Below are 12355 nucleotides of genomic sequence, written 5' to 3' on the forward strand. Positions count from 1 at the left end.
GCATGGGCGCCAGCAAGGTTCTGGTTTGGAACCTATGCGCTCTCATCAACAAGGACGTGAAGGCGCTAGCTATCGCTGCTGACCCAATCGGGCCGGAGAACGACGCATACATCGCGAAGGCAATCAAGGGCGCCGACATCCACATTGTAGCGTGGGGGCCTTTATCAAAGCTTCCGAAGCCATTGCGCACAAGGTGGCATGCGGTGGTGGACGTTTTGAACGAGGCTGGCGCCAAGCCGATGTGCTGGGGAACCGCGCCTGATGGGCAGCCACGGCATCCCTTGATGCTCGCCTACGCGACGCCTCTGGTCCCGTGGAAGTTCCCGACGGCTGAAGCGATGGAAGCAGGTTCCGGCGCTGTGGAAAAACGGGCTGTGGATAGCGGGGAAAGCGGGGATTAATGGGCAACACCGTTGATCTCACCCGCAATGTTCCGCGCCTTGGTCTCAACAGGCTTGAGGTCGCCCAGGCGATCGGGGTCAGCGCGAATACGGTCGATCTGATGGTGGAAGAGGGATTCCTTCCGAAACCTCGGAAATGGCATTGCCGTAAGGTATGGCTGGTCTCGGATCTCGTCGCTGCGATGGCCTCATGGCCTGAAGAAGGAATAGAGCAGCGGAAGGAGGCCGGCGGCGAGGATTGGAGCATGTCGGCATGACCGATATGGCGACCGTCGAATATCCCTTTGTCGAAAAGAACAAGCGCCGGCACGGCACGATGCGGTATTATCTGCGCATCGATGGCGTTAGGATATGTCGCCTGCCGGACGATATAAAATCGGAAGAGTTTGCCAGAAAATATTGGGAGGCCAGAAACGCCTCAGGAAAGGCGCTGGCGCGCAAAGAGGACGCGCACCCTCTTTGTCCCTCACTGTTAAGCAGAACAGCTTCCGGTGGCTATGCATGGCCTATATGAAGTCGTCCGCTTTCACGTCGCTCGACGAGACAACCCAGACCAAGCGACGCTCCATTATCGAATCAATGTGGGAGGAGCCGCTTAGCCGCGAGCCGAAAGAGAAACGTAAAATGGCCGATGTGCCCATGGGCTCTATCACGGCTGGCCACGTCGAGGCGCTCCGCGACCGGAAGAAGGAAACGCCATTCGCTGCCGATGAACGCCTGAAGGTTCTGCGGCAAATATTCGACACGAAGGATGCCAAGGGCAAGCCTTACATCGCCAACGTGGCGCGGATGGTGGAGGCCCTTCCGCGTCCAGACCGAAGGCCACCACACCATCACGCCGGCCGAAATCGGCCAGTACATCGAAAAGCACGGCGTTAAGTCAAAGGCCGTGCTGGCGCTGGCTCTGTTGATGTTTACGGGATTCCGCGTGTCGGACGCGGCATTGATCGGTCCGCAGCATCGGCAGAAAGACGTCTTCAAGCTCCGGCTTTTCAAGAACCGCAACCGGACGCCGGTTGATATCGTCGTCGCGATCCACCCCGTCCTTGAAGCCGTCCTGTCGTACCATGACGTGAAGGGCCTCAGGTATATGCAGACCGATTACGGTTCATCCTACTCGATCACGGGACTGGGGAACCGGATCTCCAAATGATTTACCCAGGCAGGGCTTCCCCATTGCACGGCTCACTCAGTGCGAAAGGGGCTCGCGACCGACCAAGCGCACAATGGCGCGAGCGATTCGATGCTCGAGGCTATGTTCGGCTGGAAGGACGGCAAGACGTCCAAAATCTATACCCGTAACGCCGAACGCGCTCGTCTCGCGCGGCTAGCGGTCAATACGATTGACTGGGACGGAATGGGAGCAAGATTGCTCACCGCCGAGGGGTGAAAGAGGCACAGACTGCCACACCTTGCCTGGAGATACGTTCCCAGCTGCCACACCTGATAGAAATTTATTGGAATTACAATCTGTTAGGAGCGCCCGTCAGGGGGATTGGAGGCCTCGCCCGGAATCGAACCGGGGTGCAAGGATTTGCAGTCCTCTGCGTAACCACTCCGCCACGAGGCCATCCGAACGCTTAAAGAGCGAGTGGTGTCGGGCGTTTAGAACGAATCGAATGATGGCGCAAGCGGGTTCGCCTCGATTGCCATATTTTTCCTACGAAGAGAAAGCCAGAATGCCGGACAGGCCCCGCTGACGCCTGCAGACGCCGAACCGACAAAGCCACGGTTGGGGAAGAATCCGCCAGAATGAGGGAACCAAATCCGGTCGAGCAAGTTTGCACCCCCGCAATGCAAGGTGTGGGACAATGAATGACGTGACGACAACAGATGAAGTCCTGTGGAGTTCCCCTGTAAGAGTACGTGTCGGATATGGTTTTCCTGAAGTGGTTCGCGGCCCGCGAGAGGCTCTGGAATACCTCAAGTGGCGTTGGCCGGTGCGCGAAGGTACCTACTATCTCAGGGCATTGAAGGAATGCGCCGCCGGCCTGCAGCGCAGGCTTCCCCTGGAAAAAGTGCGGGAAACCTTCGTACTTGCCAGTATCGAAGCGAGAATGTTGAGCTGATCGCGAGGCGTTCAGGCCGGCCAATAGACATCGGAATGAAAGTCGGCCGGAATGTCGGCGAGCTTGCCTATGGCTTCCGCCACATAGCCGATCTGCATGGCGAGATATTTGATTTCGCGCGGGGCCGGGATACCGGTGACCGCCTCACGGTTGCGCCATCTGTCGTAACCGATCGCCCTGATCCGCCGCTCCGCTTCCCGCAACACGTCTTCCTGCGTCGGCGGCGCGTCACCTGTCGTCCCGGCAAACGCCGGCGAGCGGGCCGCAAGCCCGCCTTCTATCACTCTGAACGCCATATACGGCCTCGTCTTCAATCCCGGAAAACATCCTAGTGATTCGCAGTGGGATTGCCAGAGGCTCCGCGCGTTCGCCAAAGTGGAAAAGCTGCGGGAACTATGCTAAAGGTGTTGCCGTTGTCCGGTGTGAGGAGACACCGGGGCGGCAATCTAGCGGTGGGAGGAGACCACCATGGAATATCTGGAATTCATCACGGCTCTCAACCCGATCGTGCTTGTAATCCTGGTAATGGTGCTCGCCTGCGGCGCCTATGATCATTGGATGCAGTCGAAATAGGGCACGTGCGCCAAGGACCGAATGAGCGCCGCGCGATGGCTTGAAGCACGCGCGCGTCGGTTTGCGGTCTTTGCTCCCGGACCGAATGCTGCTATGCATCCGGCGCGGGGGAGATTGTGCGGAGCATGAGCTTGGACGAAAGCATCGAATTCCAGGATACCTCCACCTCGCTGAGCGACACGCTGCGCCGGCTCATCAAAGGCATCAAGGGCCAGTCGATCACGCTGCGCGAACTCATGGATGCGGTCGGAGAACAGGGGCTGCTGCTCATCTGCGCCGTCGCCTCCCTGCCCTTCCTCATCCCGGTTTCCATCCCAGGGGTCAGCACCGTCTTCGGAGCCGCCATCATCCTGATCAGCCTGGCGATCACGGCGAACCGTCTGCCCTGGCTGCCGGGGAAGATTCTTGACCGTCAGCTCGATACGCAGAAGCTGGTGCCGGCACTGGAAAAGGGCGTCAACATCGTCACCCGCCTCGACCGTTTCCTGAAACCGCGCCTATCGGCGCTGACGACCGGTGCAATGATCAACCGGCTGAACGGCCTTGCGATCGCAGTCGGCGGGGTACTGTTGATGTTTCCGCTTGGCCTCGTGCCGTTCTCCAACACGCTGCCGGGAATCGCCATCCTGTTATTGTCGACGGGCATGATCCAGCGTGACGGAATGATCGTCCTGGGCGGCTACCTCTTCAACGTCATCACGGTGATCTATTTCGCCGTGCTCGCCTATGCCGCCTTCAGCGCCGGCCAGGGGATCGCCTCGCTGTTCGGCTGACCCAGGAGCCGCCGTACCGTCATTTCCGCTCCGCTTCGCGCGGCGGCGCCTCGCCCACCAGAGCGCGGTACGGCGTCGTTGACGCCGAACGGCCGGCAGGTCGTGCGAAAGGATCACGAAGCCGAGCGGCAGCATCCAGAAGCCGAGAATCGGCAGGAAGCCCAGCGTGCCGCCCACCAGCAGGGAGAGGCCGACGCCGATACGGCCGGCCCGCGAGCGCGGCAGGGGGATCTGCCAGCTGCCGAACCCCACTCTTCGGGTGTGCGGGTCCACTCCGAATCTCGTCGATTTCCGCTTCTGCGCCACCGGAGACCAGTTTCCTTTTTCCGAAAGGCCGTCTTCCCCGAAGCAGATGGGGCCTGAACGGGGATAAAACAAGCAAGTTCGATTTTTTTACAAAAAGCGCTTGGCAAAACGACAAAGCATTTGTATTACCCCCCGCACACGCCGCCACCGAGCGGTTGATCCCTGGTAGCTCAGCGGTAGAGCATTCGACTGTTAATCGACAGGTCGCCGGTTCGAATCCGGCCCGGGGAGCCAATTTCTCGCTAGAGCGCGCCAAAAGCGCGCTCTAGTCGTTTCAAGCCTCTACGACCGACATCACGCCCGTCTCCGCGGCAGCCAATCAGCTTTGGCCGCCGTTTCTATGATTCGGGCGCGAGGCCGGAATTACATCGGGATCGTCGGTGACACCTGAACGACTATCCCGAAAGCCCGAAAAACTCTTTCTTGTGTTCAGTCGACAGCAGCCGCAACCCCGCCAGGTTTTTCACCGTGCTGACAGGCCGCCTGAGAGCGTTCCTGTTCAGGAAATACATGTCGATGAGGCTCGGAGCCTTACTATGCGACCCCTTGTGCGCAACACGGTATACGGCACCCCGGAAAGGCAGGGAATTCAATGGCGTCCCGCGTTCGGCCAAAGCCGGTACGACGCGGACGTGACTGCCAAGCATATTCTTGATCCATTCGATCGATGCGTCTTCCGCCTTCGATGGCAGTCCGTACAGATCCGAACGAATGATCAGCGATGTGCCGCAATAGTGGTTGAACTGGTCACGGCATAATAGAAGACTGCCGCCGTCGTCCCAGATATAGCCCTTATCGATCGCCCAGCCGTTTTCGTTCTGGTGCCGGGAAACGTACGCGACGATGCGGGCGCTGACAAAATCGTCGTCGTCAACGATCATGAAGAAGCGGCTGTCGCGGGCATCGAGCATGCCCGCCAGGACGCGACGCCCCTTGTCGGCGCGGAACGAGTCGAGAAAATCCTCCTCGGTCGCATCGCCTCGCTCGTGGATATCGTTCGGCGGAAAGTCCACCCACGTCACCGAGAATTTATCCGGCAGCACGGGAAGATCGGCACCTTCGTTGGCAACGATTATACCTCGCCAGTCAGAACTGGTTTGATTCGCGATGGATGCGACGGTCTGCGTGAGATTCCTCTTCAGGAAGCTCCAATCGCGCGCGTTTTTCTGATGCCTCACAGGGATGATGAACGTTAAAACACTCATGACAGCCTCCGGTCGTTGATTTCGGGCACGGTCAAGCCGCAACAGCCGCCTGCTCTCTTGCCCATCTGATGCCGTCATCGAGCGACGTTGCCTTGTAGGACAGGTCCGTGCCCCCTGAAAAAGCATTCATGAAACGGCGGATTTTTCCGTAATTGTTGTCGAGCACCGCGTGCCGGCGTCCGATCAGAAGCGAGCAGATATGCACGTGCAGCCGGTCGGTCACGATCGCCTGGCCACGAGAAATCTGCCGGATACCGCGCCGGAAGCGGTTGTTGGCCGCCGCATCCAGCTTGCGCAGCCGTACCTCGGAAGGATTGAGCTGTAGCAGCGCGGATGCCGCACCGAGCGCCTTGGCGACGCGCACCTTCGAGGGGTCCTCGGTAATCCAGTCCTCCTTGGGGATGTCGGGATAGGCAGAGAAATCGACCGCACCGACCTGTTCCTTGTCCTGACGGAGCATCGCAAGGACGGGGAATTGCGGCGCATCAGGCTGGACGGCCCCGATGCAGAAGGCCATGTCCGGGCACAGATAGGTTTCGCAATCGAAATTTTCCTGGGCGAACTGAAACGATTCCTCGTCGCGCACCAGAAGCACGAAGTTCTTGTGCTTGCCGATCGCCCGCCTGCTTTGCTCGAGCCGTTCGGGAGACTTGTAGTGGATCGATTGCGGAAATTGGACAATCTGCCGGTCGGGAAACAGTTCCATCACGCGTTCCCGGAAGTCCTGATGGAATACCCATACGTCGCCGAAATTGCCGCCCCCGTGAATGAAGATCGGACCATTCGGGGCTACGCTCTTGAGTTCTTCGGGTGAAAAATCGTCGGTCGTGCAGACGTAGGAGGGCCGCTTTGCATACCGATGCTGCAAATAAGCCATCTCTCCCAGCCAGATTGCAGAATCCCCGCAATTCTTGATATCGGGAAAATCCAGTATCGCGATGGGTTCATCAGGCTTGACGAACTTTTTCAAACAATCGTGAGTTCTATCCTGCAGCCTGGTGATGAGTTCGGATTGCTGAGCACCTGACATCGTACCTCTCTTTCGAAAGTTGTGAGAAAACAAGCCTGAGATCAGGCGTGACTGACTTTGGAGAGCACCTTGGAGGCGATCTTCCTGACTTCGGTCTCCGGACCATTCGGACGGTCCATGACCAGCCAGAGAAAGACACTGGAGCCGCAATAGAGAACACCTCCAAGGCAAACGAGGACCGCGAGTTGCAGAACCAGCGCCATCTGCGTGGTCTCAACGCCCATATAGCGATGGGCAAGCAAGACGCCCGCAGCCATGACGGCCGAACTGGAGAGCGCCCTGAAATTTGCCCACAACTGCGCCGTGACCGAAACATCGATGAAGCGCTTCACGATGATCATGTTGACGAAAGCGCTGAAGAGGCCGGTGAGCACGCGACTGAATATCAGCCCCGGAAGCCCCCAGAACACCAGGCCGATCGTAATCACCGGAACCCGCACAAAGAGCATCTGCGTGTCGCGGATGAAGAGGGTCCGGGTATGTCCCAGCGCCATGCCAAGGGGTTGATTGAGAGAGCCTAACGTCTGCAGCGCGTAAACCGACGCAAGCGCCTGGATGATGAAGATCACGGGAAGCCACCTTTCGCCAAGCACCAGCCTGACGAGGGGATCTGCGATGACCGCCATGCCTATGCCGGCAGGCAATGCGACGGCCGTCAGGAGCGCCTGCGTCCGCTGATAGGCCGCTGCCAGGCGGTGAGGATCATGGCGGACATTGGCAAAGGCGGGATAGATCGTCGCGGTCAGCGGCGCGGTTGCTTCACGCGTGGGCGTCATCGCAAGCTGGCCGCCGAGCGAATAATAGCCGAGGGCGGCGCCATCCAGCAGCTTCCCCAGCAGAAGGTAATCGAAGCGCCAATTGAGTGTGTTGACGATCTGCCCCGCAGTAATCCAGATGGAAAACGAAAAGAATTCGCGCATATGGGAGAAGGTTATGCGCGGGCGAAACGGCAGAATGAAGTATGACGCCAGAACGTTCGTCGCCTGCATGACCAAAGTGCCGATCACAAGCGCCCAGTAGCTGTGATAGATGACCGCGATGGCGACGGTGGCGACAAAGCCGGCGACTTTCTGGGCAACGTTCAGCACGAACTCCTGCCAGAAAATCAGCTCCCGCTGGAGCATGATCCGCCGCGGATTCGCAAGCCCATTTATCAGGAAGCTGAGGCTCAAGGCGAGGAGAACGCCGAACAGGCGCGGCTCGTCATAGATGAGGGAAGCGGGATAGGCGAGCGCTGCGAAGAGAAGGCACAATATCAGGCCACGCGTCGCAGCCAGCGTCCATGCCGCGCTGAAATGGGATTCTCCCGGATCTTCGTGACGGATAAGCGCCTCATTCAGGGAAAGTTCTGTGATCGTCGTCACGATGACGAGCATTGTCGTTGCGAGTGCCACAACGCCAAAGTCCGAAGGCAAGAGATACCAAGCCAGGACAATGGTGCTGAGTGTTGACAGCCCGTTGACGATGACCCTCGAAAGCGTGACCCAGAGGCTTCCTGTCACCAGCCGGTCAGCAATGCTCATGGCCGACCCCTTCAATGCAGTAACAAGCGTATGTGAGCATCGTCATTCCACAGCTACCCTTTTTCGCGCACGTTTTCCGCTCCCTTTGCCTCCTCCCTGTGAACCGCATCCAGAAGACACGGGCTATCTGTTGGGCACGGTAATCATTGAGCCCTGTCTGTCATTTCTCCCTGTTGGATTGGTCCAACCTTATGATTAAGCGAGACGATCGTCTCGGGCCGACGGGTGATATAGAGGGGCCAAAAGCCAAGGCTAGAGGCTCCAATCACTCTTTGGGCGGAAATGATGTTGGTTTTGTGGAGCACAATCGACTAATGCAGATCGCTGTCGGGGCGGTTTGAAATCACGCTTGCGAAGCCGCACGGGCGGACTCTGGGTAGGATTGAGGCAAGGGACGCTCATGACGCTGTCGCCGTCCTGGAGTTCCGGGACTGCCGCATGATTGGAATAGTCGTCGTTGAATGTCTCCGGCAAGGGATATCCGACCGGAGATGATCGCATTTCGGATCAGGAAGGAAAATTGCGATGCGCCGCCTTGTGGGTGCACGTCGGAAAGATGGGCCGGCCGCCGCTCATCGCAATCGGTGAAGCCGACCGACATCAGGAATCAGATTTTAGGCCGATCAGGCCTAAAATCATCTTGATCTGGCGGCGGCAGCGCCGCCCTGGCTTCAGCTTCTATTGCTGCGGCGTTCCCGTGCCATCGAGCGCGAGGTTCAGTTCCAGCACATTGACGAGACGATCCGCCGTCAGAAAACCGCCGGGCGCGAAAGCCATCCGGTGGATCAGCGCCTCGACTTCCGGCTCGGCCAGGCGGCGCGCCTCGGCAATGCGGGCTGCCTGGTAAAGTGCGGCCCGTTCGGAAATATGCGGATCGAGTCCAGCACCCGACGCAGCGGCAAGCTCCGCCGGCAGAGGATTTTCGGGGGTTGCACCATAGGCTGCGACGATCTCGCGGGCGCGATCCGTGAGATCGGGGCTCGTCGGCGATTTGTTGCTGCCGCCGGCGCCCGCGGCGTTGTAGTCGACGGCCGACGGCCGTGGCCAGAAATACTTCGGCTGGCTGAAGGGCTGCGCGATAAGGCGGCTTCCGATGATGGTTCCGTCCGGACGGGTAATCAGCGATCCGTCCGCCGTCTCCGGTGTGATCGCCTGACCGACGGCCCAGACGGCCGTGGCGTATCCGGCGACGCAAATCGCCATCGTGGCTACGGTGATCCGGACGCTTGCTAAAAGGGCTTCCATGGTTCTGTCTCCGGATTGATCAGTTCATATAGATGAAGTGTTCGGCGATCGGGCCGAGGGTTGCCGCGGGGAAGAAGGTCAGGGCACCCACGACGAGGATGGTCGCCGCCAGCATGGTCGCGAAAGTGCCGCCCTCGACGCTGAGCGTACCGCTCGACTCCGCACTTCTGCGCTTTGCGGAAAGCGAGCCGACGATCGCGAGCGGCAGAATGATCGGAATGAAGCGCGCGAGCAGCATCACGATGCCTGTCGCCACGTTCCAGGGCACAGTGTTGTCACCCAGTCCTTCAAAGCCGGAGCCGTTGTTGGCCGACGCCGAGGAGAACTCGTACAGGATCTCGCTGAAGCCGTGCGGGCCGACGTTGTTGAGCACATCCGCTCCCCACGGCGTCGCCGCAAAGACCGCCGTGCCGCCGAGGATGAAGAGGCCGTGCGCCAGAAGAGCGAGAATGGCGAATTTGACTTCGCGGGCCTCGATGCGCCAGCCCAGATATTCCGGCGTGCGGCCGATCATCATGCCGGCGATGAAGACGCCGACCACGATATAAAGGAACATGTTGATCATGCCGACACCGACGCCGCCGAAGTCTTCGTTCAACCACATGCCGATCATCGGCATCATACCCGCGAGGGGGTTCAAGCTGTCGTGCATCGCATTGACCGAACCGTTGCTGGTGGAGGTCGTCAGCACGGACCAGAGCGGACCAGCCGATGCACCGAAGCGCAGTTCCTTGCCTTCCAGATTGCCTGTCGTCTGCTCGATCGGGAGGTCGGCGAACGCCTGGGTCGGAGCGGATTCGAACCAGATGCCGCCGGCAACGCGCAGCAGCACCAGCGCCAGCATGACGCCGAATATCACCGTGGCATGGCGCATGCGGCCAACGATCCGGCCGAACATCCAGACGCAGGCCATCGGAATGAGGATGATCGATACCGTTTCCACGACATTGGTCCAGAAGCTCGGGTTCTCGAGCGGATGCGCGCTGTTGGGGCCGAAGAAACCACCGCCATTCGTGCCGAGCTGTTTGATCGACACGAAGGCCGCCACCGGACCGCGGGCAATCGTCTGCTGCACGCCTTCGAGTGTCGTAGCGACTGCCGCACCGTTAAACGTCATCGGCATGCCGCCGACCACAAGCAGGATGGCGACAATAAAGGCGACCGGCAGGAGTACGAGAAACGATGCGCGCTGCACGTCGACAAAGAAGTTGCCGAGCTTGCGTCCGGCAAGGCCGCGCGCCAAGGCGGCAAGCGCCGCGATACCGGTCGCCGCCGACACGAACTGGAGCCACATCAATCCGGCCAATTGCGAAAGGTAGCTGAGCGAGACTTCACCGGAATAGTGCTGCAGGTTGGTGTTCGAGGTGAACGAGGCCGCCGTGTTGAAGATCAGGCTGCCCTCGAGCGCCTCCTTTCCGTCCGGGTTAAGCGGCAGATATTGCTGCAGGGCCAGGATTGAGAAGGTGACGACGAACATCACGACGTTGAACGCGAGGATGGACACCATGTAGCGCTTCCAGTCCTGCGGCCTTGCCGAGACCGAACCGCCGATCGACTGGAAGAGGCGCGTGAAAGCGTTGGGACGTCCCGATGCGGCACCTTCCGGGTCCATGGCCCAGGTCATGTAACGGCCAAGCGGCCAGGAGATGAGCGCGGTGCCTCCAACGATGAGGACGACGAACAGGATGGGTTGAATTAACATGGGAATTTCTCCGGCATCGTTGGAAATCAAACCCGGTCGGCGGCAGAGGTCATGGCCAGCAGAAGCCAGAAGATCGCCACGCCGAGGAGGAGATAGAGGATAGTCATGTCGAATGTTCCTTCGATCAGGCGAGATGGAGGGCGGTCACGATCAGGTCGATCACCTTGATCCCGATAAAGGGTACGACGAGCCCGCCAAGCCCGTAGATGAGCAGATTGCGCCTCAACAGCGGCCCTGCGCCGATCGCCTTGTATTTCACGCCTTTAAGGGCCAGCGGTATGAGCACGATGATGATCAGCGCATTGAAGATGATGGCGGAGAGAATGGCGCTCTCCGGCGTCGCAAGCCCCATGATGTTGAGCGCGCTGAGCTGCGGATAGAGCCCGACGAACATCGCGGGAATGATCGCGAAATATTTGGCCACGTCGTTGGCGATCGAGAAGGTGGTCAAGGCGCCTCGCGTCATCAGCAGCTGCTTGCCGATCTCGACGATCTCGATGAGCTTCGTCGGGTCGGAATCGAGGTCGACCATGTTGCCGGCCTCGCGTGCGGCGACCGTGCCGGTATTCATCGCCACGCCGACATCAGACTGGGCGAGTGCCGGTGCGTCGTTGGTGCCGTCGCCGCACATGGCGACGAGCTTGCCCTTGGCCTGTTCCTCGCGGATCAGCTTCAGCTTGTCCTCAGGCGTTGCCTGGGCAAGAAAGTCGTCGACGCCCGCCTCGGCGGCAATCGCGGCAGCCGTCATGGGGTTGTCGCCGGTGATCATCACGGTGCGAATGCCCATGCGGCGCAATTCGGCGAAACGCTCGCGGATGCCGCCCTTGACGATATCCTTGAGGTGGATGACGCCGAGCAGGCGACCATCGCGCACGACGGCGAGCGGCGTGCCGCCGGCCTTCGCGATATCATCCGCGATCGCCTGGATTTCGCGTGTGGCTTCGCTGCCGGCGCCCTTGGCGCTGATCTGGTCGAGATATCTCAGCACGGCGTCGACCGCACCCTTGCGGATGGACGAACCCTCCGAATCGATCCCGCTCATGCGGCTCTGCGCCGTGAACGGGACAAAGGTGGCGTGCAGGCTTTGCATGTCACGGGCACGGATGCCGTATTTTTCCTTGGCGAGAACGACGATGGATCGGCCTTCCGGCGTCTCATCCGCCAGCGAGGCGAGTTGCGCCGCATCCGCGAGCTCCTGCTCGGTCACGCCTTTCACCGGACGGAATTCCGTGGCCTGCCGGTTGCCGAGCGTGATCGTGCCGGTCTTGTCGAGCAGCAGCGTATCGACATCGCCGGCTGCCTCGACGGCGCGGCCGGACATGGCGAGCACGTTGAAGCGCACCAGCCGGTCCATGCCGGCGATGCCGATGGCAGACAGAAGAGCGCCGATCGTGGTCGGGATCAGCGTCACGAACAGCGCGACAAGGACGATCACCGGGATGAAGCCGCCGGCATAGGCCGCAAAGCTTGGGATCGACGCGGTTGCAAGCACGAAGATCAACGTCAGGCCGGCCAGCAGGATATTGAG

14 protein-coding genes, 2 tRNA genes and 2 pseudogenes are annotated in these 12355 nt (G+C 60.0%); 9 read left to right on the plus strand and 9 right to left on the minus strand.

Annotated elements, in window-relative coordinates:
- The 6 genes and pseudogenes from ABK249_RS30985 to ABK249_RS31010 form a co-directional block, all read left to right on the plus strand.
- A partial coding sequence (locus ABK249_RS30985; protein WP_348864766.1) for a DUF1643 domain-containing protein occupies positions 1-401 on the plus strand: 401 nt, incomplete at its 5' end.
- Positions 401-658, plus strand: a complete 258-nt coding sequence (locus tag ABK249_RS30990) for a helix-turn-helix transcriptional regulator (protein WP_348864767.1) — start codon at positions 401-403, stop codon at positions 656-658. The genes ABK249_RS30985 and ABK249_RS30990, both read left to right, overlap by 1 nt.
- Positions 655-915, plus strand: coding sequence for a hypothetical protein (locus ABK249_RS30995; RefSeq protein WP_348864768.1), 261 nt, complete (start codon positions 655-657; stop codon positions 913-915). Before ABK249_RS30990 ends, ABK249_RS30995 begins: the two co-directional genes overlap by 4 nt.
- Positions 903-1280, plus strand: a complete 378-nt coding sequence (locus ABK249_RS31000; RefSeq protein ID WP_348864769.1) for a hypothetical protein — start codon at positions 903-905, stop codon at positions 1278-1280. The genes ABK249_RS30995 and ABK249_RS31000 overlap by 13 nt, the downstream gene beginning before the upstream one ends.
- A 31-nt stretch (positions 1281-1311) precedes the next feature.
- Positions 1312-1554, plus strand: a complete 243-nt coding sequence (locus ABK249_RS31005; RefSeq protein WP_348864771.1) for a hypothetical protein — start codon at positions 1312-1314, stop codon at positions 1552-1554.
- Positions 1555-1575: 21 nt separating this feature from the next.
- Positions 1576-1791, plus strand: a pseudogene (locus ABK249_RS31010) (tyrosine-type recombinase/integrase); the annotation flags it as partial.
- Between the two features lie 106 nt (positions 1792-1897).
- Here ABK249_RS31010 and ABK249_RS31015 read toward each other — a convergent pair.
- Positions 1898-1971 (minus strand) — tRNA-Cys (locus tag ABK249_RS31015).
- A gap of 241 nt (positions 1972-2212) precedes the next feature.
- Here ABK249_RS31015 and ABK249_RS31020 point away from each other — a divergent pair.
- On the plus strand, positions 2213-2470 hold the full coding sequence (locus tag ABK249_RS31020; protein WP_348864772.1) for a DUF982 domain-containing protein: 258 nt from the start codon (positions 2213-2215) through the stop codon (positions 2468-2470).
- Between the two features lie 11 nt (positions 2471-2481).
- Here the strand turns inward: ABK249_RS31020 and ABK249_RS31025 are convergent, their stop codons facing one another.
- Entirely contained in the window at positions 2482-2766 is a 285-nt protein-coding gene (locus ABK249_RS31025) for a hypothetical protein (RefSeq protein ID WP_348864773.1), read from the minus strand.
- Between the two features lie 402 nt (positions 2767-3168).
- Between ABK249_RS31025 and ABK249_RS31030 the strand changes: the two genes are divergently transcribed.
- Positions 3169-3816, plus strand: a complete 648-nt coding sequence (locus tag ABK249_RS31030) for an exopolysaccharide biosynthesis protein (protein WP_037151436.1) — start codon at positions 3169-3171, stop codon at positions 3814-3816.
- 21 nt (positions 3817-3837) lie between these two features.
- Here the strand turns inward: ABK249_RS31030 and ABK249_RS31035 are convergent.
- Positions 3838-4122, minus strand: a pseudogene (locus tag ABK249_RS31035) (hypothetical protein); the annotation flags it as partial.
- A gap of 159 nt (positions 4123-4281) precedes the next feature.
- Between ABK249_RS31035 and ABK249_RS31040 the strand changes: the two are divergent.
- Positions 4282-4356, plus strand: a tRNA-Asn gene (locus ABK249_RS31040).
- 161 nt (positions 4357-4517) lie between these two features.
- Here ABK249_RS31040 and ABK249_RS31045 read toward each other — a convergent pair.
- From ABK249_RS31045 to kdpB, 6 genes are all read right to left on the minus strand, one after another.
- Positions 4518-5327: a galactosyl transferase gene (locus tag ABK249_RS31045; RefSeq protein ID WP_348864779.1), complete on the minus strand. Its 810-nt coding sequence runs from the start codon at positions 5325-5327 to the stop codon at positions 4518-4520.
- 31 nt (positions 5328-5358) lie between these two features.
- Positions 5359-6357, minus strand: coding sequence for a polysaccharide pyruvyl transferase family protein (locus tag ABK249_RS31050; RefSeq protein WP_348864774.1), 999 nt, complete (start codon positions 6355-6357; stop codon positions 5359-5361).
- A 41-nt stretch (positions 6358-6398) separates the two neighbouring features.
- Positions 6399-7880 (minus strand): lipopolysaccharide biosynthesis protein, encoded by a 1482-nt coding sequence (locus ABK249_RS31055; protein ID WP_348864775.1) that lies wholly within the window; start codon positions 7878-7880, stop codon positions 6399-6401.
- Positions 7881-8558: 678 nt separating this feature from the next.
- Entirely contained in the window at positions 8559-9125 is a 567-nt protein-coding gene (locus ABK249_RS31060; RefSeq protein ID WP_348864776.1) for a potassium-transporting ATPase subunit C, read from the minus strand.
- A gap of 19 nt (positions 9126-9144) precedes the next feature.
- Positions 9145-10827: a potassium-transporting ATPase subunit KdpA gene (gene kdpA, locus ABK249_RS31065; RefSeq protein ID WP_348864777.1), complete on the minus strand. Its 1683-nt coding sequence runs from the start codon at positions 10825-10827 to the stop codon at positions 9145-9147.
- Positions 10828-10951: 124 nt separating this feature from the next.
- Positions 10952-12355 (minus strand): potassium-transporting ATPase subunit KdpB (kdpB, locus tag ABK249_RS31070; protein WP_348864778.1); only part of this gene is annotated, 1404 nt, incomplete at its 5' end.

This window comes from Neorhizobium phenanthreniclasticum (genome assembly GCF_040066075.1).
Taxonomy (GTDB): Bacteria; Pseudomonadota; Alphaproteobacteria; order Rhizobiales; family Rhizobiaceae; genus Neorhizobium; species Neorhizobium petrolearium.